The sequence below is a fragment of the Plantibacter sp. Leaf1 genome (assembly GCF_001421315.1).
Classification (GTDB): Bacteria; Actinomycetota; Actinomycetes; order Actinomycetales; family Microbacteriaceae; genus Plantibacter.
The window spans coordinates 1,528,056-1,554,166 of sequence record NZ_LMJX01000002.1; the positions used below are offsets into that span (position 1 = coordinate 1,528,056).

At 70.6% G+C, this 26,111-nt stretch carries 24 protein-coding genes; 8 read left to right on the forward strand and 16 right to left on the reverse strand.

What is annotated here, in order from left to right:
- Positions 1–77: 77 nt before the first annotated feature.
- The gene (locus ASE44_RS09395) at positions 78–758 is read right to left on the reverse strand and encodes a TetR/AcrR family transcriptional regulator (RefSeq protein ID WP_162235745.1); all 681 of its coding nucleotides are present in this window, start codon (positions 756–758) and stop codon (positions 78–80) included.
- A 159-nt stretch (positions 759–917) separates the two neighbouring features.
- Here ASE44_RS09395 and ASE44_RS09400 point away from each other — a divergent pair, with 159 nt between their 5' ends.
- Genes ASE44_RS09400 through ASE44_RS18810 form a run of 3 tightly spaced genes read left to right on the forward strand, consistent with a single transcriptional unit; the run spans position 918 to position 6,025 of the window.
- Positions 918–3,737 (forward strand): MMPL family transporter, encoded by a 2,820-nt coding sequence (locus ASE44_RS09400; protein WP_056779208.1) that lies wholly within the window; start codon positions 918–920, stop codon positions 3,735–3,737.
- Positions 3,734–5,848 (forward strand): YhgE/Pip domain-containing protein, encoded by a 2,115-nt coding sequence (locus tag ASE44_RS09405; protein ID WP_056779211.1) that lies wholly within the window; start codon positions 3,734–3,736, stop codon positions 5,846–5,848. The genes ASE44_RS09400 and ASE44_RS09405 overlap by 4 nt, the downstream gene beginning before the upstream one ends.
- A gap of 36 nt (positions 5,849–5,884) precedes the next feature.
- Complete coding sequence (locus ASE44_RS18810) at positions 5,885–6,025, forward strand: hypothetical protein (RefSeq protein ID WP_164488332.1); 141 nt, start codon at positions 5,885–5,887, stop codon at positions 6,023–6,025.
- A gap of 16 nt (positions 6,026–6,041) precedes the next feature.
- On the opposite strand, the gene ASE44_RS09410 is transcribed toward ASE44_RS18810, so the two are convergent.
- The 5 genes from ASE44_RS09410 to ASE44_RS09430 all read right to left on the reverse strand — a co-directional run bounded on the left by ASE44_RS09410 (position 6,042) and on the right by ASE44_RS09430 (position 11,555).
- Positions 6,042–7,034, reverse strand: a complete 993-nt coding sequence (locus tag ASE44_RS09410) for an NADP-dependent oxidoreductase (RefSeq protein WP_056008835.1) — start codon at positions 7,032–7,034, stop codon at positions 6,042–6,044.
- 73 nt (positions 7,035–7,107) lie between these two features.
- Entirely contained in the window at positions 7,108–7,944 is an 837-nt protein-coding gene (locus tag ASE44_RS09415; RefSeq protein ID WP_056008838.1) for a carbohydrate ABC transporter permease, read from the reverse strand.
- The gene (locus tag ASE44_RS09420) at positions 7,941–8,921 is read right to left on the reverse strand and encodes a carbohydrate ABC transporter permease (protein WP_056779213.1); all 981 of its coding nucleotides are present in this window, start codon (positions 8,919–8,921) and stop codon (positions 7,941–7,943) included. The genes ASE44_RS09415 and ASE44_RS09420 overlap by 4 nt, the downstream gene beginning before the upstream one ends.
- A 6-nt stretch (positions 8,922–8,927) precedes the next feature.
- Positions 8,928–10,226 carry a sugar ABC transporter substrate-binding protein gene (locus ASE44_RS09425; RefSeq protein WP_056008845.1) on the reverse strand — a complete coding sequence of 433 codons (1,299 nt, stop codon included), beginning with the start codon at positions 10,224–10,226 and terminating at the stop codon, positions 8,928–8,930.
- A 96-nt stretch (positions 10,227–10,322) separates the two neighbouring features.
- Positions 10,323–11,555: an aminotransferase class V-fold PLP-dependent enzyme gene (locus ASE44_RS09430; protein ID WP_235522579.1), complete on the reverse strand. Its 1,233-nt coding sequence runs from the start codon at positions 11,553–11,555 to the stop codon at positions 10,323–10,325.
- 236 nt (positions 11,556–11,791) lie between these two features.
- Between ASE44_RS09430 and ASE44_RS09435 the strand changes: the two genes are divergently transcribed.
- Entirely contained in the window at positions 11,792–12,484 is a 693-nt protein-coding gene (locus tag ASE44_RS09435; RefSeq protein WP_056008848.1) for a FadR/GntR family transcriptional regulator, read from the forward strand.
- Positions 12,485–12,505: 21 nt separating this feature from the next.
- Here the strand turns inward: ASE44_RS09435 and ASE44_RS09440 are convergent, their stop codons facing one another.
- The 3 genes from ASE44_RS09440 to aztA form a co-directional block, all read right to left on the reverse strand.
- Positions 12,506–13,447 (reverse strand): SDR family NAD(P)-dependent oxidoreductase, encoded by a 942-nt coding sequence (locus ASE44_RS09440; protein ID WP_056779216.1) that lies wholly within the window; start codon positions 13,445–13,447, stop codon positions 12,506–12,508.
- Positions 13,448–13,528: 81 nt separating this feature from the next.
- Positions 13,529–13,870, reverse strand: a complete 342-nt coding sequence (locus ASE44_RS09445; protein ID WP_056008853.1) for a chorismate mutase — start codon at positions 13,868–13,870, stop codon at positions 13,529–13,531.
- A 61-nt stretch (positions 13,871–13,931) separates the two neighbouring features.
- Complete coding sequence (gene aztA / locus ASE44_RS09450) at positions 13,932–14,570, reverse strand: zinc ABC transporter ATP-binding protein AztA (RefSeq protein ID WP_200921038.1); 639 nt, start codon at positions 14,568–14,570, stop codon at positions 13,932–13,934.
- 104 nt (positions 14,571–14,674) lie between these two features.
- Between aztA and aztB the strand changes: the two genes are divergently transcribed.
- Genes aztB through aztD form a run of 4 tightly spaced genes read left to right on the forward strand, consistent with a single transcriptional unit; the run spans position 14,675 to position 19,087 of the window.
- Positions 14,675–15,658, forward strand: a complete 984-nt coding sequence (aztB, locus tag ASE44_RS09455) for a zinc ABC transporter permease AztB (RefSeq protein WP_082455925.1) — start codon at positions 14,675–14,677, stop codon at positions 15,656–15,658.
- Complete coding sequence (locus ASE44_RS09460) at positions 15,553–16,875, forward strand: hypothetical protein (protein ID WP_056779217.1); 1,323 nt, start codon at positions 15,553–15,555, stop codon at positions 16,873–16,875. Before aztB ends, ASE44_RS09460 begins: the two co-directional genes overlap by 106 nt.
- A 2-nt stretch (positions 16,876–16,877) precedes the next feature.
- Entirely contained in the window at positions 16,878–17,810 is a 933-nt protein-coding gene (gene aztC, locus ASE44_RS09465) for a zinc ABC transporter substrate-binding protein AztC (RefSeq protein ID WP_056779220.1), read from the forward strand.
- Positions 17,811–17,839: 29 nt separating this feature from the next.
- Complete coding sequence (aztD, locus tag ASE44_RS09470) at positions 17,840–19,087, forward strand: zinc metallochaperone AztD (RefSeq protein ID WP_056779222.1); 1,248 nt, start codon at positions 17,840–17,842, stop codon at positions 19,085–19,087.
- 86 nt (positions 19,088–19,173) lie between these two features.
- On the opposite strand, the gene ASE44_RS09475 is transcribed toward aztD, so the two are convergent.
- From ASE44_RS09475 to ASE44_RS09505, 7 genes are all read right to left on the reverse strand, one after another.
- Entirely contained in the window at positions 19,174–20,568 is a 1,395-nt protein-coding gene (locus ASE44_RS09475) for an FtsX-like permease family protein (RefSeq protein ID WP_235522580.1), read from the reverse strand.
- Positions 20,565–21,392 (reverse strand): ABC transporter ATP-binding protein, encoded by an 828-nt coding sequence (locus tag ASE44_RS09480; RefSeq protein ID WP_082455926.1) that lies wholly within the window; start codon positions 21,390–21,392, stop codon positions 20,565–20,567. The genes ASE44_RS09475 and ASE44_RS09480 overlap by 4 nt, the downstream gene beginning before the upstream one ends.
- Before the next feature lie 102 nt (positions 21,393–21,494).
- Positions 21,495–21,797, reverse strand: a complete 303-nt coding sequence (locus ASE44_RS09485) for a hypothetical protein (RefSeq protein ID WP_056779225.1) — start codon at positions 21,795–21,797, stop codon at positions 21,495–21,497.
- A 129-nt stretch (positions 21,798–21,926) separates the two neighbouring features.
- The gene (locus tag ASE44_RS09490) at positions 21,927–23,027 is read right to left on the reverse strand and encodes an ABC transporter ATP-binding protein (RefSeq protein WP_056779229.1); all 1,101 of its coding nucleotides are present in this window, start codon (positions 23,025–23,027) and stop codon (positions 21,927–21,929) included.
- Positions 23,024–23,836, reverse strand: coding sequence for an ABC transporter permease (locus ASE44_RS09495; RefSeq protein ID WP_056011547.1), 813 nt, complete (start codon positions 23,834–23,836; stop codon positions 23,024–23,026). Before ASE44_RS09495 ends, ASE44_RS09490 begins: the two co-directional genes overlap by 4 nt.
- The gene (locus ASE44_RS09500; RefSeq protein WP_157579840.1) at positions 23,833–24,801 is read right to left on the reverse strand and encodes an ABC transporter permease subunit; all 969 of its coding nucleotides are present in this window, start codon (positions 24,799–24,801) and stop codon (positions 23,833–23,835) included. The genes ASE44_RS09495 and ASE44_RS09500 overlap by 4 nt, the downstream gene beginning before the upstream one ends.
- Positions 24,801–25,910 carry an ABC transporter substrate-binding protein gene (locus ASE44_RS09505; RefSeq protein ID WP_056008873.1) on the reverse strand — a complete coding sequence of 370 codons (1,110 nt, stop codon included), beginning with the start codon at positions 25,908–25,910 and terminating at the stop codon, positions 24,801–24,803. The genes ASE44_RS09500 and ASE44_RS09505 overlap by 1 nt, the downstream gene beginning before the upstream one ends.
- Between the last annotated feature and the right edge of the window lie 201 nt (positions 25,911–26,111).

Consider the following 26,111-nt stretch of genomic DNA (forward strand, 5'->3'; position numbering starts at 1 on the left):
CGGGCCGGAACCCGACACCACCGTCCCGGGCCCGCTCACGGAGACACCGGAGCGGGCCCGGACGAGCGGAACCGCCTTCAGTCGTCGACGGCCTCGGTGAGGGCCCGGACGATGGCCGGGAGCGTCCGCATGGCGAGTTCGCGCGGCGAGCCCTCGTCGCCGTCCGGGTCCATGAGGACCGCCGTCTGGATCGCCGACTCGTAGAGGGCGACGACGATGTTCGCGATGTCGGGCGTCGGGATCGTGAACCTGACGCGCGCCAGCCCGGCCGCCTGGTCGAGCCACGCGGCGAGCTGCCGGCCCGCGCTCTCCTGATGCTGGAGGTACCGGGCGGCGACGCCGGAGTCGCGCATCGCGAGCATCCGGAACTCCGACTGCACGAGGCACCAGCGGCGGTCGTCCGGCTGGAGTTCGAGGAACGCGCGGATCAGGGCTTCGAGTGATCCCTCGGTGTACCGGCCCGCTGCGTCGAGGAGCGACGGGCTGACGGTCTGCAATCCGGCCTCCAGCCGGTCGAGGCGGAGCTGGTTCTCCCGCGACTCGAGCGCGAAGAACAGCTCCTCCTTCGATTCGAAGTTGGAGTAGAAGGCACCTCGGGTGAACCCGGCGCGCTCACTGATCTGCTCGACCGAAGCCGCATGCACCCCGAGTTCGGCGAACACCTCGTAGGCGGCGTCGACGAGCCGCTCGCGGGTCCGTTGCCGGCGAGCCGATTCGACCGGCGCCTCGTCGTTCGGGGACTCGACTCCTTCGCGCACGTGCATCCTGACACCTTACTGACAGCAGTTCCGGCCCCTTGCCGATACACGAGTGTATCGAATACAGTCATGTATCGGATACACCGCTGTATCGAATCTGTCCGAACCCGTCGGCCGGTCCGACTGCTCGCAGTGCACCGGCCTCGCTAGGAGCGACGCGTGTCCTCACTGCTGTACACCCTCGGCCGCTGGGCCTTCCGCGCCCGGAAGCTGGTGCTGATCCTCTGGATCACCGTGCTCGCGCTCGCGGGCGCTGGAGCGCTCCTCCTCAACCAGGGCACCGACAACGCCTTCTCCATCCCCGGCACCCAGTCGCAGGAGGCGCTCGACTCGCTCGAGCACACCTTCCCGCAGGTCAGCGGCGCGTCCGCTCAGATCGTCGTCGTCGCCCCCGCCGGCGACACCGTCGAGGACACCGCTGTCCGGTCCGCCATCGACGACGCCGTCACCTCGATCGGCCGCATCGATCAGGTCGAGCAGGCGGTGTCGCCGTTCGACGAGAACATCACCGGTGCCGTCTCCGACGACCAGCGGGCCGCCCTCATCTCGATCCAGTTCGACAGCGCCCAGTCCGACATCACCGCGAAGACCGTCGCCGACCTCGAGCGCGCGGAGGCGGACCTCGCCGACAGCGTGCCGACGGGTGCGCAGTCGTCGCTCGGCGGGCAGTTGTTCAGCAACAGCCTGCCCACGCTGAGCATCATCGAGCTCATCGGCGTCGTCGTCGCCCTCGTCGTGCTCGTCCTCACCTTCGGTTCCTTCCTCGCGGCAGGCATGCCCCTCATCACCGCACTGCTCGGGGTCGGCATCTCGATGGCGCTCATCTTCGTGGCGACGGTCTTCGGACCGATCTCCTCCACCACGCCGATGCTCGCACTCATGCTCGGCCTCGCCGTCGGGATCGACTACGCCCTCTTCATCATCTCGAGGCACCAGGACGGTCTGCGCACCGGTCTCGATCCGGAGGAGTCGACCGCCCGCGCCACCGCCACGGCCGGGTCCGCCGTCATCTTCGCGGGCCTCACCGTCATCATTGCGTTGCTCGGCCTGGCGGTCGCGAACATCCCCTTCCTCACCACGATGGGCGTGGCAGCGGCGGTCGGTGTCGCGATCGCGGTCGTCATCTCGCTCACCCTCATCCCCGCCATGCTGGGCTTCGCCGGCGAACGGCTCCGGCCGAAGGTGAAGCGCGCCAAGCGCGCGAAGCGGCAGGCGACGGCCGGAGACCCGGTCCCTGAGCACCACGACCCGGCCCCTGAGCAGCAGCACCCGGTCCCCGAGCCTGTCGAAGGGCGCCCCAACCGCTTCTTCCTCGGCTGGGTCCGCGGCGTCACCCGCCTGCCCATCGTCACGATCGTCGCCGTCGTGGCCGTGCTCGGCGCCCTCGCCATCCCCGCCCTGTCCCTCCGGCTCGCGCTCCCCGACGCGGGCTCACTCCCCGAGAGCGACAGCGCCCGCATCACCTACGACCTCGTCTCCGAGCACTTCGGCGAAGGCTTCAACGGCCCCCTCGTCGTCACCGGGAGCATCGTCGGCAGCACCGACCCGCTCGGGCTCATGGCCGACCTCAAGCAGGAGATCGAAGGACTCGACGGCGTCGCAGCCGTCCCACTCGCCACCCCGAACGCGACGGCCGACACGGGCATCATCCAGGTGATCCCGAGCGGTAGCCCCGATTCGCAGGCCACCAAGGACCTCGTCGCCGAGATCCGCGGCCTGCACCAATACTTCCTCGACGAGTACGACGTCGACCTCAAGGTCACCGGGTTCACGGCCATCGGCATCGACATCTCCGACCGACTCGGCGGCGCGCTCCTCCCGTTCGGCCTCATCGTGGTCGGCCTCTCGCTCGTGCTGCTGACGATGGTGTTCCGGTCCATCTGGGTGCCGGTCAAGGCGACCCTCGGCTACCTCCTGTCCGTCGCCGCCTCCTTCGGGGTCGTCGCGCTCGTGTTCGAGCACGGCGTGTTCGCCGAGGCGCTGCACGTCGCACGCACGGGGCCGGTCATCAGCTTCATGCCGATCATCCTCATGGGCGTGCTGTTCGGACTCGCGATGGACTACGAGGTCTTCCTGGTCTCCCGCATGCGCGAGGACTTCGTCCACTCGAAGCTCGCCCGCCGATCGGTGGAGACCGGCTTCCTCGGCTCGGCGAAGGTCGTCACCGCGGCCGCCGTCATCATGTTCGCCGTGTTCGCCGCGTTTGTACCGGAGGGCGACACGAACATCAAACCCATCGCGCTCGGGCTCGCCGTCGGGGTGTTCGTCGACGCGTTCATCGTCCGGATGACCCTCGTCCCTGCGGTGCTCGCCCTCCTCGGCGACCGCGCCTGGTACCTGCCGAGATGGCTCGACCGGGTCCTCCCCTCGTTCGACGTCGAGGGCGAAGGGCTGCAGCGGGAACTGGAGCTGCGGGCCTGGCACGGCGGGGCCGACGTGGCGATCGCCGCCGACGGGCTCACCCTCGAGGGCCCTGGCGGTCCGCTGTACCGCGACGTCGAGACGACGGTGGCGGTCGGCGATGTGCTCGCCGTCCGAGGATCCCGACCGGTGTCCGTCACCGCGCTCCTCCTCACGCTCTCCGGTCGTCTCGAGCCGGACCGCGGACGGCTCAAGGTCGCCGGACTGGTCCTGCCCGTCCGGGCCGGGGCCGTCCGGGCCCGCGTCGCGTACGTGCGGCTCGACCACGGCGAACCGGTCGCCACCCTCAGCTCAGCGCTCGCCGAGCGTCCGGCGGTCGTCGTCCTCGACGGTGTCGACACGGTGCCGGACCAGGACACGAGACGTGCCCTGTACGAGCGGCTCCTGGTCGCGAAGCAGGCAGCAGCACGGGCGGCCCGGCCGCTCACGGTCGTCATCGGCACCGACGACGTCGCGTCGCTGTCGGACGTCCTGCCCAGCGGCGCGACCGAGGTCCTCGACCTCGATCCCGCCACCTCCTCCCCCACCGCCAGTGCTGAATCGAAGGTCGACGCATGAGCACCATCCTGAACCGTCTCGAACGGGCCCGCTCCGGCAAGGGCGTCACGGTCGTCTCCATCATCGGCCTCATCCTCGTGCCCCTCGTGATCGCCGGCGGCCTCGTGTGGGCCCTGTGGAACCCGGCGGAGCGCCTCGGCCAGGTCACGGCGGCGATCGTCAACGAGGACGAGCCGGTCACCGTCGACGGACAGACGGTGCCACTCGGTCGACAGCTGTCGGCCGGGCTCGTCGACGGCGACCAGGAGACCAACTACACCTGGGTCATCACCGACGCCTCGGACGCGAAGGCCGGGCTCGCCGACGGGTCCTACACCGCCGTGGTGACGATCCCGGAGAACTTCTCGAAGGCCGCGACCTCCTTCTCGGGCGACGCGGCCGACGCCGAGCGGGCGCGCCTCGACGTCACGACGAGCGACCGCAGCAAGCTCGTCGACGACGCCATCTCGCAGACCATCACGCAGACCGCCGCCTCGCTCCTCGGGCGCCAGCTCACGACCACCTACCTCGAGAACGTCTATGTGGGGTTCAACACCCTCCACGACCAGCTCGGGACGGCCGCCGACGGCGCTGAACAGCTCTCCGTCGGCGGGCTGTCCCTGGCGCAGGGTGCGCAGCAACTCGCGAACGGCACCACGCAGCTCGCCACCGGTGCGGCACAACTGTCGACGGGTGCGACGCAGCTGAGCGACGGGGTGGGGGCGCTGGCCGACGGCGCGACGCAGCTGTCGTCCGGTGCGACCCAGCTGAGCGGCGGCGCGGGTCAGCTCGCCAGCGGCGCCGCGACACTGAACGCCGGGGCGCAGGGTGACGGGACGACCGAGAACCCGGGCCTGGTCGGTGGAGCGGCGGGGCTCGCGAGTGGTGCCGGCAAGGTGTCGACCGGGCTCGCGGCCCTCTCGACGGGCGCCGAGGGCACCAAGCAGCTCACGGCATCGGTCGCCGCTCAGCTGGCCAAGCTCACGGCTGAGTGCGCCGCGTCCGGGGCGTCCGCGAGCTACTGCGGGGACGTCGCGGCGGCGAGTGGACTCGCCACCACGGTCGCGACCGGCGGGCCGATCGGCGCGCCCACGGACTACCCGGGGACCGCGTCGCTGGCCGAGCGCACCGCCCAGGCAGCCGGCGGTGCGGCCGGTCTGGCGGCCGGGGCGACGCAATTCTCCTCCAAGATGCCGGCCCTCGTCGAAGGCATCGCGCAGCTCAACACGGCGGCGGCGCAGATCGCCGCCGGTGCGGCCGGACTCGCCGACGGTGCCTCCCAGGCGGCCACCGGGACGGCGCAGCTGCAGACGGGTGCGTCCGCGCTCGCCGACGGCGCCGGCCAGACGGCCACGGGCACCACCCAGCTCGCCGACGCGTCGAGCCGGCTCGCGTCGGGCGCCGGGACCCTGTCCGGTGGGATCACCTCGCTCTCCTCCGGCCTGCAGAGCGCCGTCGACAGCCTGCCGACCTACACGAGCGACGACCGGAAGAACCTCGCCGACGTCGTCGCCGACCCGGTGTCCGCCGGGGACTCCGCGACCGTTTCGTTCGGGACGAACAGCGCGCCCTTCTACGCCGTCCTCGCCCTCTGGCTCGGGGCGCTCGCGAGCTTCCTCGTGCTCCGGCCGGCGCCGACGCGGGCGTTCGGCTCCACCCGCTCCTCCCTGCGACTCGCGCTCGGCGCCTTCGTCCCCGCCGGTGCGATCGGGATGCTGCAGGGCCTCCTCGTCGCCGTGATCACCGCGCCGCTGCTCGACCTCGATCCGGCGGGGTGGTCCGCGTACGCCGGGATCGCCGTGCTGGCCGGGCTCGCGTTCGCCGCGGCGAACCAGGCGCTCAACGCCCTGTTCGGTGGCGCGGGTCGGTTCGTCTCGATGATCGTCGCGATCGTCGGTCTGGCGACGGGCATCATCGCGACCGTCCCCCAGGTGCTCGACCAGCTCCTCGCCTTCCTGCCGATCGCCCCAGCGCTCGGCGGCCTGCAGGCGATCGCCATCGGGGACACGGGAGCCGCGGCCGGTGTGGTGGGCCTCGTCCTCTGGCTCCTCGGGTCGCTCGCCGCGACGACCTTCGCGGTCGCCCGGGCGAGGACCACCTCGGTCAAGGCGCTCGTCCCGGCCACCGCCTGATGCTGGGGTGAACCCACTCGCCGATAGGCTGGGACGATGAGTGATGGCGAAGACCGGGAACTGGCCGAGTGGGGCGAGCAGCGCAAGCGCCGTCAGCGGCTGATCGCCTGGGTGCTCGTCGTCGCGCTCGTCCTCGGTGGAGGCGGCGCGACCGTCCTCGGCTTCATCTTCAACTAACCGAGAGCGACGGAGGCTACGGCCTCGCGTCGTGCAGGTCTCGCTGCTTCACGATGCGGTCGGGGTTCGCCGGTCGCATGCCGACGATGATCTTGCCGCGGGCGTGCAGACGCTCGAGGTCCTCGAAGGCGTCGATGATGAGGTCGAACGGGTAGAACGCCGAGACGACGACCTTCAAGGCATGGTCGGCCGCGTACTCCGCGAGTCGCTCGAGTTGCTTCGTGGCGTGTGCGGCGAACTCCTCGTCGGGCTCGAGAGCGGCGAGCTCGATCGCCTTCCGATCCTCGCTCGACCGGTACTTCTCCGACGGGACACCGAGCTCGGCGGCGAGCTGCTGCCCGTCCTGGCCGAAGTTGTCGATGAACGCCGTCACGCCGTTGGGAGCGAGGGTCCGGATCCGATCGGCCATCCCGTCGCCGTAGACGACCGGCTTGACGCCCTGTTCGCGGAGGAAGTCGTGGTTCCGTTCACCGCAGGTGCCGATCACGCGCACGCCCGCGAAGGTCGCCAACTGCGCCTCGATGTTCCCGACGCCGCCGGCCGCAGCGGAGATCACGAGCGTGTCGCCGCGCTTCAGGTGCAGACCGTCGAGGGTCTCGAGCGCGGTGAGCCCGGCGAGGTACAGACCGCCGGCCTCCTCCCAGCTCACGCGCTTCGGCTTGCGGACGAGGGACGACGCCGGGACGACGACCTGGGTGGCGTGTGCCCCACGGACGGCGTGGCCGATCACCTCGTCACCGCGTCTCCAGCCGGTGACGCCGGTGCCGACCTCGCGGATCAGCCCGGCGAAGTCGCTCCCCTGCCCGGTCGGCAGCTCGATCGGGACCGTGTCCGCGAGGTTCCCCTCGCGGACGAAGGCCTCGATGTGGTTGATGCCGCTCGCCAGGACGTCGACGACGACCTCGCCCCACCGCGGGTGCGGCATCTCGGACTCGACGAACTCGAGGACGTCGGGGCCGCCATAGCGGGCGTAACGGAGGGACTTCGTCGTCTGCTTCGAACCGAACATGGTTCATCTTCCACCTGGAGGTCGCTAGAGAGACGAACTACCAGCTCGCTTCCAGGTTCGATTCGCTGCGGCGTCAGCCCTTCACCGCCCCCGAGGTCAGCCCCTGCACGATGTACCGGCTGGCGAAGGCGAACAGGACCATCGTCGGGATGATCGTCAGCACGGCCGCCGCCGACATGGAGCCCCAGTCGATGTTGTAGCTCGTGATGAAGCCGTTGAGCGCCGTCGGGATTGTCTTGTTCGCGTCGCTGTTGATGAGCGTCACCGAGAGGAACAGCTCGTTCCAACAGTTGACGAAGTTGAAGATGAACGCCGCGACGATGCCGGGCTTCAGCACCGGGACGAGCACCCGGAACAGGGCCCCGAACCGCGAGCAGCCGTCGATCATGGCCGCCTCCTCGAGCGCATCCGGGATGTTCTCGAAGAACCCGCGGAGCATCACCGTGCAGAACGGGATGCACACCGCGATGTAGATGAGGATGAGCCCGAACCGGTTGTCGACGAGCTTCAACTGCGTCATCAGCAGATACAACGGTCCCAGCGCGATGAACGACGGGATCATCTGGGTGGCGAGGAACGCGAGGAGGATCGCTCCCTTGCTCCGGAACTCGAACCTGGCCAGCACGTAGGCCGACAGCATCGAGATGAAGGTCGCCACGACGGCCGCGACCGTCGCGACGATGAGGCTGTTCAACACGTAGGTGCCGAACTGCGCCTTGCTGAACAGGCCCAGGTAGTTCTCGATCGAGAACACCTCCGGCCAGTACGTCAGCGGGTAGGAGAAGATCGCCCCCGGCTTCTTGAACGAGGTCACGACGATCCAGTACAGCGGGAACACCGTGATCACGAGCCAGAGCCCGAGGAAGAGGAACTTGACGACCTTCGCGGTCCGGGTCTCCTGGTCGATCATGCCTTCACCTTCTTTTCGCGCATGGACAGCAGGTAGAACGCCGTGAAGACGAGCAGGATCGCGACGACGATGAGTCCGATCGCGGACGCCCGGCCGTAGTCACCGCGCTGGGTGGTCGCGATCATCCACGTCGTGAGGATGTGCGTCTGGTTCGCCGGACCGCCACCCGTCATGCCGTAGATGATGTCGGGGAAGTTGAAGATCCAGATGACCCGCAGCAGCACCGTGAGGGCGAGCGTCGTGCGGATGTACGGGATGGTGATCTGGAAGAGCATGCGCGCCTTGCCCGCACCGTCGAGCGCGGCGGCCTCGAAGAGGTCCTCCGGCACCGACTGCAGGGCGGCGAGGATCATGATCGCGAAGAAGGTGACGCCGTACCAGACGTTCGCCACGATGACGGCGAACATCGCGGTGTTCGGGTCGGCCAGCCACGGGATCGGGGTGTCGATGAGCCCGACCTTCTGGAGGAGGTCGTTGATGACGCCGAACTCGCTGTTGAACATCCAGCGGAAGAGGATGCCGATGAGGAATCCGGAGATCGCCCACGGGAAGAAGATCATCGCCTGGTAGAGCCCACGGAAGCGGAACTTCCGGCGCAACCAGAGGGCGATGCCGAAGCCGATGACGAACTGCGGGACGATCGAGGCGACCACCCAGAGGACGGTGTTCGCGACGACCTTGCCGAACGCCGGGTCGGCGAACACGGCCAGGAAGTTCGCGAAACCGACCCACGAGGTGTCGGTGAGGTTGGCGAGGTTCCAGTTGCGGAACGCCATCTGGGAGCCCGCGATCATCGGGTAGTAGATGAAGATCGCGACGAAGATGAACGCCGGAGCGAGGAACGCGAGGAGGCCGAAGCCGCGGCGCACCGTGAAGGTGCGCCGCCGACGCCCGCCGGCGGTCCGCGAAGGACCGGCCGGGGGTGTCGGGGCCGCAGGCTGCTGCCTGCGACCCGCTTCGTCAGTGGTGGTCGTCATGGACGGTTACTCGCTCTTCCACTTCTCGGTCCAGTACTCGTCCCAGCCCGCGAGGAGCTTCTCCGGCGTCAGCTGGCCGATGAGGACCTGCTGGATCTCGGAGTCGGACTTCTGGATCCACTCGGTCCACCAGGAGGAGCCGCGCGGCTGCGTGACGCTCAGGTAGGTGTCCGGGTTCTCGTTCATCGTGACGTAGCTGGCCCAGGGGCCGGTCTTGTAGAAGTCGCTCTCGGCGGCGCTCTTCACGATCGGGACGAGGCTGTTCTCCTGAGCGAACGTCGTCGCCTGCTTGTCCTCGGACAGGAACTCGATGAGCTTCGCCGCCTCCGCCTTGTGCTCGCTCGACGCCGCCGTGCCCCAACCCGCGGTCGCCATGGGCTGGGCGGCCTTGCCGGTCGGTCCGGTCAGCAGCGGAGCCGTGCTCCACTGCTCGGCCGTGATCGCCTCGGACTGTTCGACGGTCGCGATGACCTCGGGGTCCTGCAGCAGGAACGCGGTCGAGCCGTTGGAGAAGCCCTCGACCATCTCGGGGTAGCCCCACGCGACGGACGACGGCGGCGAAGCCTCCTTGAAGAGGTCGAAGTAGGTGTTGACCGCGTCGAGCGCCTCCGGTGCGGAGAAGATCGTGTCGCCGTTCGTCAGCTTGAACGCGTTCTCGGTGTCGAGGTCGTCGGCGACGTAGGCCTCGATCGCGGCGACGACGTTGCTGTTGGCGTTGGTGCCGCCGCGGAAGGCGTAGCCGAACTGGTTCTTCGAGGGGTCCTGGATGGCCGATGCCTGCTCGAGGAGGTCCTCCCAGCTCGCGGGCGGGCCGTCGAACCCGGCCTCCTTCACGAGGTCGGTGCGGTAGAAGAGGCTGAGGCCGTAGAAGCCGTAGGGCACGTACCAGACCTTGCCGTCCTCACCCTTCGCGTACTTCGTCGCGTTGTCGGTGAGGTCGTCCCAGCCCTTCCAATCCTTCAGCTCGCTGTCCATGTCGGCGAGCCAGCCGTTGGTGGAGAAGGGACCGACGGTGATGTCGCGGACCTCGAGCACGTCGACCCCGGAGCCGGACTGCAGCATCTGGGTGATCTTCTGGTCGGCCTGGTCGGTCGGCGGCGAGATGAGCTCGACCTTGATCTTCGGGTTCTCGGCCTCGAAGTCCGCGATGAGCGTCTTCAGGACCTCGGTCCGGGCGGGGTTGGTCAGACTCTCGACCATCTGCAGGGTGACGGTGCCGTCGCTCGCTCCGCCGGCGCAGGCCGACAGGGCGAGGCCGGCGACGACGGACAGGCCGATGGCGGCCGATGCACGTGACTTCCTCATGCTCGCTTCTCCTTTGAGTGGTGCTGGTGGGGGTGCTGTGTGGGGGTGCTGGTGTGACGATGTGGGGTGCTGATGTGACCGGCGTGCTCTCGACGCTCAGCTCGTGGCCGCGCGCTCCTGCTCGGCCCATCGCGCGAGGACCGGGACGGCGTGCTCGGCGAAGTCCTCGAAGTCCTCAGGGGTGTTGTAGACGTGGGTCGAGAGGCGGACGTAGCCGATCCCGTCGAGGCTCGTGAACGCCCCTTCGACACCGAGTTCGGCCGAGACGCGGTCGCGGAGGCCGTCGGCGGTGGCGTGCGTCGTCGCGAGACCCGTCGGCAGCTTCACGAGTCGGAGGGCGTTGACGGGCATCCCGACGTCGACCCGGCTGTCCTCGCCGGTGATGGCGGAGACCGCGTCGGACACGACCTCGACGGCGTAGTCCGCGAGCTCCGTCATGTAGGTGCGCGCCTCGTCCCAGCCCCAGCTGTCCTCGATAAACCCGAGCGAGGTGCCGGCCGCGAGGTAGCTCGTGACGTCGACGGTTCCCTGGGTGTCGAAGCGCTCAGGGAACGGGTACGGCGAGCCCCACGAGTCGATGAGCGGGTACAGCTCCTGCGCGAGCGGGCTGCGGGCGACGAGGACGGCGGCCCCTCGGGGCGCACACCCGAACTTGTGGAGGTTGCCGACCCAGAAGTCGCAGTGGAGGTCGCGCATCGGATCGGCGTACAGGCCGGGGACGTGGGCGGCGTCGACGAGGGTGGGGATCCCGGCAGCGCGGGCGGTGTCCGCGATCTGCTGGACCGGCAGGAGGCGGGCCGTCGGCGAGGTGATCTGGTCCATCACCACGAGGGCCGTGCGGTCGCTGAACTCGGCGACCACGGCGTCGTGGGCGGCCTGGGCGTCGGCGTCGAGCGGGATGCGCGCGGTCCGGACGGTGCCGCCCCACCGGCGTGCGAGCCGCTCGGCTCCCATCGTGACGGCGCCGTAGCCGTGGTCGGTGACGACGATCTCCAGGCCGCGCTGCACCGGGAGGCTGGAGAAGACGACGCTGGCGCCGGCGCTCGCGTTCGGGACCATCGCGAGCTGGTCGACCGATGCGCCGAGGAAGTCGGCGATACCGACGCGCGCGGCGGCGACCTTCGCGGGGAGTGCGGGGAACCAGGTGAGCGGCGCGGCCTCCATCTCGCGACGGAGCGCCTGCTGGTGGTCCTGGGCGACGATCGGGACTGCACCGAAGGAACCGTGGTTGATGTGGCGCTTGGTCGGATCCAGCGTCCACGCGGCCGTGGCAGGTCGGCCGTCGCCGAGCATGAGCGGCGCTGGCCGTGCGATGGTGCGAGTGTCCACAGTGACGTTCCTCCGAGTCGATTATGCAGTGGATTGTCCGATAACCATAGAGGTCACGTTTGATGACTTTGGTTTCTATCGTGTTACAACTGGTCGAAAGCACGTCTGCGAGGGCTAGTCATCCGATGACTTGTGTCGGAGGCGTACAGTCATCGGATGTCTCGACGCCCCATGTGCTCCCCGGCGCACCGCGGCACGGCCGCTACGATGGCGTGACGACCCTTGGGAGGACCGGCATGTCAGCAGTCGACACCGCGTTCCACGGGCTTCGGCACATGATCGCCTCCGGTCGCCTGGTCGCCGGCCAGCGGTTCCCCGCCGAGAGCGAGCTGTGCGACGAACTCGGTGTGTCCCGCGGCTCCTTGCGCGAGGCCGTCCGCATGCTCGCGGCGCTCGGCATCATCGAGTCACGCCACGGCTCGGGCACCTACGTGTCGATGCTGCGTCCTGAGGAGATCATCGGCAGCCTGTCACTCACCGTCGACCTCCTCCCCCTCGACGGGCTGCTGCAGATGTACGAGCTCCGACGGGTCCTCGAGACCCATGCGGCCTCGCAGGCGGCCGCCCGCGCCGGCGAGCAGGTCCACGCCGAGCTGGCATCGCTCGTCGCGGCGATGGAGGAGACGACGGACCCCGCCGAGTCGAGCGAACTCGACCACCGGTTCCACGAACTGATCGCTCGGACCGCCGGCAACGCGACGCTGACGGCGCTCCTGCAGGTGTTCCGCTCCCGCTCGCGGGCCTACGACGTCTTCAGCCTGCCGGACGGCGACGAACTGCGGCGGGTGAGCAACCGAGGCCATCGCTCGATGACGGAGGCCATCATCGCCCGCGACCCAGTGGGTGCGGCCGGCGCGGCCTCCGCGCACGTCGCGCAGACCGAGGAATGGCTGCGCGTGCTGCAGCCTCCGGCCACCCCCGCCGACTGAACGGCCCGACTCGGACGCTGGTCAGCGCGTCGGGAGGATGGGCGTGCCGATGAGCCGCTCGAGCTCGGTCCAGAGTGCCGAGGCGACGTCCCGGTCGGTCGCGATCGCCGCAGGGGTCTGACGCACGGCGTCTCCCTTCGTCAGCCACCGGGGGCCGTAGAACCAACCACCGTCGGCCGACTCGTCGGTGACCGCCCGGAGCGTCGGCTCGGCCCCGCGTTGCTTGCTCTGCGCGTAGACGGACTGCAGCGTGTCGGAGCAGCGACGTCCGCGCGTCGGCTCGTTCACACCGGGGACACGACGGTCGAGTCCGTTGACCGAGTAGCCGGGGTGCGCGACCAGCGCCCGGACGGTGCTGTGCGACGCGGCGAGCCGGCGGTCGAGCTCGAAGCCGAGGGACGACAGGGCGATCTTCGACTGGGCGTACGCCTGCCAGCCGCTGTATCCCTCACGGAGCTGCAGGTCGTCGCCGTGGAATCGGACGAGCAGGGTGGACAGACTGCCGAGGAGCACGACGCGCGGCGCGGTGTCGTGCTCGTCCGCCGTGCGCTGCAACACGGGCAGCGCTTCGGCGAGCAGGGCGGCATGCCCGACGACGTTCGTCGCGAAGACCAACTCGATGCCGTCGGCCGTCTCCTGGCGGTCCTTCGGCATGTGCACCATGCCGGCGTTCGCGACGAGTGCGTCGAGCCGGTCGAGCTCCGACAGCCGGCCGGCGGTCGCGCGCACCGAGTCGAGCGAGGAGGTGTCGAACGGGAGGTGGCTGAGTCGGGCGTCGGGCACCTTCACCCGGATGGCGCGCATGGCCGCTTCGGTCTTCGATGCATTCCGCGAGGCGAGGATCACCTCCGCGCCAGCCTGTGCGAGTCCGAGGCTCGTCCAGAAGCCGAGGCCGGCGTTCGCTCCGGTGACGAGGACGACGCGTCCGGTCTGATCGGGCAGGGAGTCGGCGTTCCAGGTCATGGACCCATCCTGGCGCAGGACACTGGACGCCGTCCGAAGGGGGTCACCCCTTGCGCGGCGGGATGCGAGGGGTGCCTGGGATCAGTGCTGGTTGGCGAGGCGCTCGTGGTGGTGGATGACCTCGGCGACGACGAAGTTGAACCACTTCTCGGCGAAGGCCGGATCGAGGTGCGACTCCTCGGCGAGCGCCCGCAGCCGGGTGATCTGGCGTTGCTCCCGCGCCGGGTCGCTCGCGGGCATGTCGTGTTCGGCCTTCAGCCGGCCGACCTCCTGCGTGCACTTGAAGCGCTCGGCGAGGAGGTGGACGAGGGCCGCGTCGATGTTGTCGATGCTGCTCCGGAGCCGGCCGAGCCGTTCGGTGGCCGCTGGATCCGTCGCGGCTGCGCCGGCGGTGGGTTCGGGGTGCTGGTCGGCCTGGCTCATGCCGAAACTCTAGCAACGCGCCGGGCCCGCGCAGCAGGCGACCAGGCGATACGCAGCCGGTTCACCGCAACGCCGGGACGAGGTGTCCGGACTCGAGGTGCAACCGCGCGTCGGCCTCCGTGACCGCGAGCGGATCGTGGGTCACCTCGACGACCGTCGCGCCCCGCTCCGCCTCCGCGCGGAGGACCGCTCGGATCGCCCGTCCTGCGGCCAGGTCGAGGCCGACGGTCGGTTCGTCGAGCAGGAGGACGTCGGCTTCGCGGGCGAGCGCCTGCGCGACGAGGACCCGTTGACGCTGGCCGCCCGAGAGCTCTCCGAAGGAACGCGGCGCGAGGGGGAGGACGTCGAGGCGGTCGAGACTCGTGTCCACGATGCGGCGATCACGGGCGTCGAGCCGCGCCCAGCGGTGACAGAGCGCCGGCCACCGCCCCATCGAGGCGACGTCGCGCGCGGTCACCGGGAAGTGTTCCGGCACGGCGCTCCGTTGCGGGACGTAGGCGAGGGACCGCCCGGCCAGGCCGTCGACCTCGCCGGTGGTCGGCTGATGGAGCCCCGCGAGGACCGCGAGCAGTGTCGACTTCCCGGCTCCGTTCGCGCCGGTGACCACGGTGATCGCACCCGAGCGGAGCTCGGCGGAGATCCCGTGGAGGACCCGCTGGCCGTCGTATTCGGCTGTCACCTGGCGGAATCGGATGGTCACGACCCTCGGGCGGCCGGGCGCTGCCGGAACAGGACGGTTCGACGGGGTTCGCATGGCTTCACCCTATCAATACTGAGAATCATTTTCATGTAGAGTGCTCGACCATGACCTGGATCACCGAGCCGTTCACCGCGGCCTTCCTCCTCCGCGCCCTCATCGGCGGCGTGCTGGTGGCGGGGATCTGTGGGGTCGTCGGCACCTGGGTCGTGCTCCGTGGGCTCGCCTTCCTCGGCGAGGCGATGGCCCACGGCATGCTCCCCGGCGTCGCCACCGCAGCGCTGCTCGGCCTCCCGCCGGTCGCCGGGGCAGCCGTGAGCGCCGTGGTCATGAGCGCCGGTATCAGCCTCGTCTCCCGACGCGGCAGGCTCTCCCACGACACCTCCATCGGACTGCTCTTCGTCGGCATGCTGGCACTCGGGGTCATCATCGTCTCGTCGAGCCGATCGTTCGCGACCGACCTCACGGCGATCCTCTTCGGCGACATCCTCGCGATCCGGGACGCCGACCTGCTCGGCCTCGCCGTCGCCCTCGTCGTCACGGTGCTCGTCGCGATCGCGTTCCACCGACCGTTCGTCGCCCTCGCGTTCGACCGCCGGGTCGCCGCGACGATGGGCCTCCGTCCGCGTCTCGCCCACGCAGCGCTCGTCGGCCTGGTGACCCTCGCCGTCGTCGCCTCCTACAGCGCCGTCGGCACACTGCTCGTCGTCGCGCTCCTCCTCGGCCCCGCGGTCGCCGCCGCCCACTGGGCACGATCCATCCCGCTGACCATGCTGCTCGCGACCGTCTTCGGCGCGCTCGCCGTCCTCCTCGGCCTGCTCGTCTCCTGGCACGGCGACACCGCCGCCGGGGCCTCGATCGCCGCCTGCTCGATCCTGCTCGCAGCGGCCTCGTGGGCCGTGCGGTCGCTCGTCGCACGCATCCGGCGGCCGGGCAGCCCCCACCTCGAACCATCGACCGATCCGACCCACCTGGAAAGCGCACCGTGCACCGACTCCCCCGACCGATCATCCGAACCGGCACTCCCCGGACCGACCGCCGCGGCCCCGGCCCCGCGCGGACCGCGCTCGCTCTCGGAGCGCTCGCGCTGACCCTCACCGCCTGTGCCCCGCCCGGCGGGGCGTCGCCGACCCCCACCGCCACCGGCGAAGCTCGTGGCCACGGCTACGTCGAGGGTGCGAGCGAACTCCCCGAGCCGCAACTGCACCTCGCGACGGCTGACCAGGCCGGCACCGTGGAACTGACCGACCTCCTCAGCGAGGAGCGCACGACGATCGTCGAGCTCGGCCCGCTCGCAGCGCTCACGGGCGACGGGCGGTTCGTGGCCGCGCACTCCGAGCCCGCGGGGACCGTCACGATCATCGACACCGGTGTGTGGACGGTCGACCACGAGGACCACCAGCACTACTACCGGGCCGAGCCGCGCGTGGTCGGCGAGGTCGAGGGTGACGGACCGGCGGACGTCATCGCCGGCTCGACGACGACCGCCGTGCGGTTCGCGGGCTCGGGCGAGACCGTCCTCCTCGACACCGCCGCGCTCGGCGCTGGCGACATCGCCGAGTCCGGGCGGATCGAGAGCTCCCCCGGCGCCCCCGGGCTGGCCGTCCCGATCGGCGAGACCGTCATCGCCACCGACGGCAGTGGGAAGCTGCGCGTCCACGGCACCGACGGTGAACTCCTCGACCCCGCGTCGACATCCGTGGCCGCGGCCGACGTCGTGCTCGCCGGCTGCACCGAACCGGCAGGCAGCATCGCGACCAACGTCGGCGTCGTCATCGGCTGCGCCGAGGGCGCGCTCCTCGCCGTCGTCGACCGCAGCTCGAGTGACCCCGACCCGGTCCCCGCGTTCGAGGCGATCCCCTATCCGCAGGCCGTCGCCGCCGACGAGCGGGCGACGTCCTTCCATGCGCGTCCCGGTCGCCCGACCGTCGCCGCCGTCGCCGGCACCTCCGGTGCCTGGCTCCTCGACACCCGCGAACGCCGTTGGGCCCTGCTGCCGACGCCAACACCCCTACGACTGGTCACCGCCGTGGACGACCGCGACCAGCACGTCGTCGGCCTGACGACGACCGGCGACCTCCTCGTCCTCGACGGTGCCACCGGTGCCGTGACCGGGTCTGCGACCGCGCTGGCGGGCGCGCCCGACCTCGCCGCCGGGGTCCAGCTGGAGGTCGACCAGAACCGCGCCTACCTCAACCTCCCGAGCTCCCGCACCGTGGTCGAGATCGACTACGGCGACGCCGCGCGGATCGCCCGCACCTTCACCTTCGACACGCCACCGGCGTTCTTCGCCGAGACGGGACGCTGACCATGCGTGTGACCATCCCCCGCCGGACCACCGTCCTCCGCACCGCAGCCGTGCTCGTGTCCGGCCTCGTGCTCGGCGCCGGTCTCACGAGCTGTGCGGCGAGCGCCGACGACCGCCCGCTGGTGGTGGCGACGACCAACATCCTCGGTGACGTCGTCGGCGAACTCCTCGGCGCGCAGGCCGAGGTCATGACCCTCATGCCGCCGGACGCCGATCCGCACTCCTTCGAGATCTCGGCCAAGGAGGCGGCTCGGATCACGGGTGCGCAACTGATCGTCTCGAACGGGCTGGGGCTCGAGGAGGGGCTCACCCAGCACCTCGAGACCGCGGCCGACGAGGGGGTGCCGCTCGTCGAGGCGGGGTCACTCGTCGACGTCCTCGAGACGGAGTCCGGCGCGGCCGATCCGCACTTCTGGACGGACCCCGTGCAGATGGTCGCGGTCGTCGAAGGGGTCACCGAGGCCGTGATCGACGAGGTGCCCGGTGTCGACGCCGCCGAGGTGCGGTCGAACGCCGAGGCGTACACCGCGGAGCTCGAGGCGCTCGACGCGGAGATGGCCGAGGCCTTCGCCGCCATCCCGGTCGAGCAGCGGAAGCTCGTCACCAACCACCACGTGTTCGGTTACCTGGCCGCGCGATACGACTTCGCGGTCGTCGGAGCCGTCATCCCGAGCGGCACGACGCTCGCGGCACCGAGCGCGTCCGACCTCGACGAGCTCGCCACCGCGATCGAGACGGCTGGGGTCCGCACGATCTTCGCGGACTCCTCGCAACCCGACCGGCTCGTCCAGGTGCTCGCCGACGAGGCGGACGTCGACGTCGCCGTCGTCCCGCTTTTCACCGAGTCGTTGACCGCCGGATCGGGCGAAGCCCCCACCTACCTCACCATGATGCGCGCGAACACCGAGCGCATCGCCACCGGACTCTCGCCATGAGCGGGCGTCCACGAACCCAGAAGGAAACCATGCAGCAGCACCACCGCAGTCCCCTGGCCTCGCGCACGAAGCGCGGCCGGGCCACGTTCCTCGCCGTCGGCACCGCCGCGGCCCTCCTCCTCACCGGCTGCTCGACCGCGAGCGGTTCCGCACCGGACCCGAGCGCCTCCGCGTCCGACGGCCCGCAGAGCCGGATCGCCCTCACCTACGACGGCGGCCTCCTCGTCGTCGACGCCGCCACCCTCGACGTCGTGGGCGACCTGCCGCTCGCCGGCTTCAACCGGGTGAACGCCGCCGGCGACGGCCGCCACGTGCTCGTCACGACGACGAAGGGCTTCCAGGTCCTCGACACCGGGACGTGGACGGACGAGGACGGCACCTCGAAGCAGGCCGAGCCGGTCCTGACGGACCTCGTGTTCCCCGCCGACACCGCGGGCCACGTCGTGCGTCACGCCGGGAAGACCATCCTCTTCGCCGACGGCTCCGGTGACACGACGATCTTCGACAGCGCGGACCTCCTCGACGCCACCGACGAGCTGCCCGAGACCGAGACCGTCCCCTCGGAGGCCGCGCACCACGGCGTCGCCATCGAGCTCGAGGACGGCACCCTGCTGTCGACGATCGGTACCCCGGACGCCCGCACCGGTGTCCGGGTGCTCGACGAGTCGCGCACCGAGATCGCCCGCAACGAGCAGTGCCCCTCGGTCCACGGCGAAGGCACCGTCAAGGACGAGACCGTCGTCTTCGGGTGCAGCGACGGCGTCCTCGTCTACGACGACGGCGTCTTCACGAAGATCCAGGCTCCGGACACCTACGGCCGGACCGGGAACCAGTACGTCAGCGAGACCTCGTCCATCGCGGTCGGCGACTACAACAACGACCCCGACGCCGAGGGCTACGACCTCCGTCAGCTCGCGTTCACCGACACGGTCGCCAAGACGACGAAGATCGTCGACCTGCCCGAGGGCGTCGGCTACACCTGGCGCGACGTGGCCCGTGGGCCGAACGACGACGTCGTCGTCCTCGGCAACGACGGCTCGCTGCACGTCCTCGACGAGCAGACCGGTGAGGTCACCGACACCATCGCCGTCATCGACGCGTGGGAGCCGCCGGCTGAGTGGCAGGACGCCCACCCGGCACTGGTCGTCCACGACGGAGTCGCCTACGTGACCGACCCGGCGACGAAGACGCTCCACGCCGTCGACCTCGCCTCGGGTGACATCACGACGGGCGAGCTGCCCGGTGTCCCGAACGAGATCGCGGTCGTCACCGGCTGAGGCCCGCAAGCCGAGAGCGCCCGTTCCGTCATGTGCTGGGATCCAGCCGACGGGACGGGCGCTCTGCGTTGGAACGCCGGGGATGGTCAGACGCGTTCCGGGGTGCCGAGCACCCGGGTGACGACCGGTCGGGTCGCGTGGAGCGCCGCCCAGACGAGGCCGATGCCGCCGACGAAGCATCCGACGATCACGAGGACCGACAGCGGGGCGAGGATGATGCTGATGCCCGCCATCGGCAGCACGAGGAGGACACCGAGTCCGGCCGAGCCGAGGGCGACGACCCGCAGCGGCAGCATGACGGCGCGGGTCCGAGCCCGCTCCATGACCTGCCGCGGCACTCCGAGGCGGTCGAGGCTGACGTACAGGTCTCGTCGGTCGAGCACCGCGGAGGCCTGGTTCACCCCGACGGAGCAGGCGACCATGAGGAACGACGCGACGAGCGTGATGATGACGCCGGTGCGGATGTCGTCGATGAGGATGGCGCTCTCGCGATCGAGGTCGGCACCTCCGGCGGCGTCCATGAGGGCGACGCCCGTGCCGGCGACGACGGCGACGAAGCTCGTCATCGCGACGCCGCTCACCTGCCGCCAGGCGGCCTTCGGCGACTCGAGGATGCTCCGGGCCGCGAGCAGCCGCTCCGGGGACGAGGCGCGCTTCGCCGATCCCCGCCCGATCATCCCGACGACCCAGGGGCCGATCAACCCGAGCACGCCGACGCCGGCGCCGAACCCCACGCCCAGGACGGCGACGATGGCGGCGACCTCCTGCAACCCGGTCACGACGGAGAGCAGGGCGTAGGCGACGAGGACCACGGCGGCACCGATGACGACGCGCACCCAGTGCACGGTCGGCGCCTGCTGCTTCGTCCGGACCCCGAGCGGGCTCACGTTCACGGCACGCAGACCGATGGCCGCGCTGGCCGCCGCGAGGAGCGTGACACCGAGGACGACGGCCGCCGCGACCGGCACACCGACCCAGACGCCCTCGACGCCGATCGGCGAACCGCCGAACGGGATGAGGCCGACGAGGGGCAGCATGCCGAGGTACAGCACGATGCCGGCGAAGGAGCCGAGCAGGGCGACCGCGGCCGATTCGAGCACGGTCATCGCGGAGACGGTGCCGGGCGTCGCGCCGAGCAGCCGGAGGGTGGCGAGTCGGTCGTCGCGACGGCGCGCCGACAGGCGCGCGGCCGCTCCACCGAGGGAGCCGAGCGGGACGAGCAGCAGCGCCAGGGCCAGCACGCTGAGCACCTGGTAGAGCAGGGCCGTCTCGCCGGTCCACCGCCAGAACATCATCGCGCCGCCGAGCACGGTGAGCACGAGGGCCGTGGTGACCGCGAACGCGACCGCCGGGAGGACGATCGTCGCCGGGCTCTGGGCTCCCGGCCGGGCGAGCATCCAGGTGAGGCGGACGACGGGGCTCCGACCCGAGCCGGCGGGGACCGGTGTCCGCGGCGGGGCGGTGTCGACGACGGCGCTCATGAGCGCGCGCCGTTCGGGACGACGCCGGTCTGCGGGTACGGCTGGCCCTGCTGCTGCGGCTGCGGCGGGTACGGCTGACCCTGCTGCGCCATCGGGTACGGCGGCTGCGGCGCGGGCGGCGCACTCAGCGGCCCCGCGTCCTGGCGTTGTCCGACGATGCGACCGTCGGCGAGACGGATGGTGCGCGAGCAGCGTGCCGCCACGGTCTCGTCATGCGTCACCAGCACGAGCGTCCGGCCCTGACCGGTGGTGGCGTGCAGGAGCGCACCCATCACGTCGGCCGAGGTGCGGGAGTCGAGCGCGCCCGTCGGCTCATCGGCGAACACGATGGGAGCGCCCGTCACCTGGGCACGCGCGATCGCGACGCGCTGCGCCTGACCGCCGCTCAATTCGCCGATCCGGCGGCCTTCGAGACCGGCGAGACCGAGGGCGGCGAGCCAGGCCGCCGCACTCGACTCGGCCGCGGCCCGGGGGGTGCCGCCCAGCATGAGGGCGATGGCGACGTTCTCGACGGCCGTCAGCTCGGGGATGAGCAGGCCTTGCTGGAAGACGAACCCGAACGACTCGCGCCGCAACTGCGAGCGTCGCTTCTCGTCGAGCTGGTCGACGCGGACGACACCCGTCGGGGTGCTGAAGGCGATCGAACCGGTGTCCGGGGTGACGATCCCGGCGAGCGCGTGCATGAGGGTGGTCTTGCCGGAGCCGGAGGCGCCCATGATGGCGACCGACTCGCCCGGGAGGATGTCCAGGTCGACGCCGGCGAGGGCGAAGGTGGCCCCGTACTGTTTCGTGAGTCCGCGGGCGGAGAGGATCGAAGTGTTCATGATCCCATCGTGCGCGGGAGGCCCGGTGCGGCGCGTCGGCCGGGCGATGCACGCTGCCCGGTGCCGGTCATCCGCGAGGTGGACCCGGGGTCGGCCGCGAGGTCAGACGCCGCGGCGGCGGTACTGCGCGAAGAGGGCGGCGTCGGCCGCCCAACCGGCGCCGAGGAAGCGGAGACCCGAGCCTGTGTCGGTGGCGTCACCCGAGGACGCTGGTGCCGGCGTCGCCGAGAGGTCGACACCCGCAGCACCGGCGGCGACGTGCGCCGAGGCGCGGACGCGCTCGGCGACCTCCACGGGTGCAGGATCCTCCTCGACCACACCCTGCACCGGGACCGGCAGCGGGACCGCCCGCAGTGGAGCGGTGACCCGGGTGTGGACGGCGTGCGACTGGGTGATGGAGGACATGCTCCCATCGTGCCGAGCGGCCATCCCCGACACATCCCGCAATCGGGTGATCCTCCTCGGCGCGGACTCATCCTCCGGTACCACACGGGTGTCGGAGCGCCCGCCCCGCTCCGGCGGAGCGGGGCGGGGTCAGACCGACTGCACGGGCACCGGTCGACCGACGAAGTGGATCCCGACGCGCTCCCCCGCCTCGAGCCGTTCGGTCGCGCCGTGCTGCACCGCGACGAGCGTCCCGTCGGGTAGTTCGACGGTCGTGCGACGCACCGGGCCGAGGAAGCTCGAGGTGAGCACCACCGCGTCGGACGAGCCAGCGGGCTGCTCCCCCTCGTCCGTGAACACGACGTCCTCCGGCCGGACGAGCGCGACGACGTCCCCGCTGCCCGTCGGTTCGCCGAGGACCGGGAGCACTTGACCGAGCACCAGCACGCCACCGTCGACGAGCGTCCCGGGGATCCGGTTGCTCAGCCCGATGAACTTGGCCACGAACGGCGAGGACGGTCGGGAGTACAACTCCTCCGGTGTGCCGATCTGCTCGATGACCCCGGCCCGCATGACGGCCACCCGGTCGGCGACGGCGAGCGCCTCCTCCTGGTCGTGCGTCACGAACAGCGTCGTGATCTGCAGCTCCGACTGGATGCGACGGATCTCGTCGCGCAACTGGACGCGCACCTTCGCGTCGAGGGCGCTGAGCGGCTCGTCGAGGAGCAGGACGCGCGGCCTCGTCACGAGCGCCCGTGCGAGGGCGACGCGCTGCTGCTGCCCACCCGACAGCTGGTGGGCGTAGCGGCCACCGAGGTGCGCGAGGCCGACGAGCTCCAGGCTCTCGGCCGCTCGGGCCTGCCGCTCCGCGGTCGGCACCCGGCGCATGCGCAGGCCGAACTCCACGTTCTCCAACACGGTCAGGTGCGGGAAGAGCGAGTACGACTGGAACACCATCCCGAGGTCGCGCTTGTTCGTGGGCACCGACACGACGTCGACCCCGTCGATCAGCACGCTGCCCGAGGTGATGTCCTCGAGCCCCGCGAGGCTGCGCAGCGCGGTCGTCTTGCCGCAGCCGGAGGGGCCGAGGAGGGCGACGAACTCGCCCGGCGCGAGGTCGAGACTCACGCCGTCGAGGGCACGGGCACCCGAACCGTAGTCCTTCACGACGCGGTCGAACCGCACCGCGGCACCCGTCGGGCGGGCGGCTCCCGGTGCGGCCGTGGATGCCGACTGGTCGATCGAGGTCATGGTGTCTCCCTGATGCGTCGGATCGATCCGACGCGGCCGATGATGAACAGCAGGACGAACGCGAACGCGAGCGCGAGCAGCGCGAAGGCCACCGCCACGAACGGGTCGCTCTTCGACACCTGCACGAGCGAGGTCTGCAGGGTGTTGCGCCCGAGGAGCGAGGCGATCGTGTACTCGCCGAGGACGACGGCCACCGAGATGACCGCGGCGGTGAGCACGCCTCGCCGCAGGTTCGGGAGGAGCACGCGGAACAGGACGGTCCCCCATCCGGCGCCGAGCGTGCGGGCGGCCTCGGCGAGGGTGCCGACGTCGACCGACTGCAGGTTCGCGGCGATCGCCCGGTAGGCGTACGGCAGCACCGTGATCCCGTACGCGAACGCGAGCGTCCACGGGGCGCTGCCGAGGAGCTTGGCCACCACCGAGTACACCGGCGCGAGTCCGACGACGAGCACGATCGCCGGCACGGTGATCGGGATGATGCAGACGAACTCCAGCACCCGCTGCAGCTTCGGGAACCGGAGCTTCACGAGGATCATCGTCGGCAGGAGCAGGACGACGACGATGAGCACCGTGACCGCCGCGAGGATGACGGAGTTGCCGATGCCCTGGAACAGCACGCGGTACTTCCGCGCGTTCTCCGGGTCGACGATCGCCGCCCAGTGGCCGAGGTCGTGGCCGCCGTCGATCCCGGCGCGGAACGTGAACTCGAGCATCGACAGGATCGGCACGGCGAACACGAGCGCGACGACGACGAGGATGATCCGGCTCGTGAGCTTCGACGGCGTGGCCGAGTCGCGGACGGCGCTCATCGCTGCCACCGTTCCGTCCGGGCCTGGAGTGCGGAGTACGCCGTCATCATGACGACCATCACCACGATCATCCCGATCGCGAGCGAGCCGGCGAGGTTCTCCCGCCCGAGGACGGTCTCGCTGATGAGGGCTCCGCGGATCTGCAGCGGCACGATCTGGGCGCCCTGACTGATGAGCGCGGCGGCGGTCGCGTAGCTCGAGAACGCGTTCGCGAAGAGGAGCAGAAGCGATCCGAGGAAGGAGGGGGCGAGGATCGGCATCGCGATGCGGGTCCAGTACGTGAAGCGCGTGCCGCCGAGCGTGGCGTTCGCCTCCGACCAGGTGCGCTTCAAGCCCTCCATCGCCGGCATGAAGGTGATGACCATGAGCGGCACCTGGAAGTACAGGTAGGGCAGCAGGAGACCGGGCACCTGGTAGAGCCAGACGCCGTCCGCGAAGAGGTCGATCCCGAGCCGGTCCTTGAGGAACACGGTGACGAGCCCCTGGATCCCGATCGTCGCGATGAAGGCGAAGGCGAGCATGACGCCGCCGAACTGTGCGAGGACGCTCGAGGCCGCGTCGACGAAGGTGCGGATGAGCCCATCGGGTCGCACCGCGAGCAGGGCGTAGCAGACGAGGGCTCCGATGACGGCCCCGGCGACCGCGGTGACGGCCGAGACCCAGAACGAGCTCGCGAAGGCGCCGAGCACCGCCGGCTCACCGAGGGCGGCGAGGTTGTCGAGGGTGAACGCGCCGTCACCGTCGAAGAAGCCGGTGGCGAGGGCGGTGACCGTGGGGATCGCCAGGAAGAGCAGGGTGTACAGCGCGAAGGGCGTCAGCCCGAGGAGTGCCCAGCGCGGACGGCGACGGGGGCGCGCCGCGGCGGGTTCGGCCGAGGCGTCCGAGGTGGTGGTCGGCGGGAGCGAGACGGCGGGGTCGGCTTCCGCCGACCCCGCCCCACTCCGCCGCGTGGCGGAGGCACTCATCAGGAGATCGCTGCCGCCCACTTCTCGGCGAGCAGCGAGGTGGCCTGCTCGGTCTGCTCCGGCGTGAACTGCACGAGGTCGGCGGGCATCTCACCCACGGCGTCGAGGGCCTTCTGGTCGACGGTGTCCGCCTCGACCATCGCGGCGAGGGTCGACGGGTACGCGCCGGCGGCGAGGTACAGGTTCTGCGCCTCGGGGCTGAAGATGAACTCCTGCCAGAGACGGGCCGCCGCGGGGTGCGGAGCGTCGACGTTGACGGCCTGGTTGTAGTAGCTGCCGACCGCCGAACCGGGGAGGACGGTGGTCTTCCAGTTGCGCTGACCCTCGTTCTCGGTCGCCGCGGCCAGGTTGTTGTAGCTCCAGTCGATGACGACCGGGGTCTCACCGGACGCGATCGTCGCGGGCGTCGGGTCGAGCGGCAGGAAATTGCCGGCCTGGTTGAGCTTCTGGAAGAAGTCGACACCGGGCTGGATGTCGTCGGCGGACCCACCGGACTGCAGCGCCGCGAGGTAGACGCCGGCTGCGGCGGCACCCGCCTGGGTCGGGTCGCCGTTCAGCGCGACCTTGCCGGCGAAGTCGGAGCCGAGGAGGTCGTCGAGCGACTTCGGGGCCGGGACGGCGTCCGCGTCGTACCCGATGGAGACGAGGCCGGTGTAGTCGTACACCCAGAGGCCCGTCTTCTCCTTCGAGCCCTCGGGGATGTCGTCCCAGTTGGCGACCTGGTAGGGCGCGAACTGGTCGAGGTTGTCGAGGGCGACGGCGGATCCGAGGTCGAAGACGTCGGGAGCGGTGTCCTGGCCCTGCTGGTTCTTGGCGGCCGTGATCTCCTCGGCGCTCGACACGTCCGGGTCGGCCGAGTTCACCGTGATGTCGTACTTGTCCTCGAACGCGCTGATGATCTTGCCGTAGTTCGCCCAGGTGTCGGGGAGCGCGATGACGTTGAGCTCACCCTCCGCCTTGGCGGCCTCGACGAGCGCGTCCATGCCACCGAAGTCCTCGGCGGAGGTCGCCTTCGTGGCGTCGACGTCGGAGGCGGCTCCGGTGTCCGCTCCGGCGGAGCATGCGGTGAGCGTCGTCGCGGCGAGCGCGACGATGGCGAGGGCGGTCATACGCCTGGTGTTCACGGTTCCTCCAGTGACGTCGGCGGCCGCCCGTGCTGTCGGGCCGTCGGATACCGCGTCCGTCGTCTGGAGGACAAGCTAGGGTCGCCACGTAGCGCGATCGGGACCGCGCGGTGTCTCGCGGGTGAACAGTGCCCTTCGACAGGCTCAGGGACCGGGGGTGGACTCAGGGACCGCCCTTCGACAGGC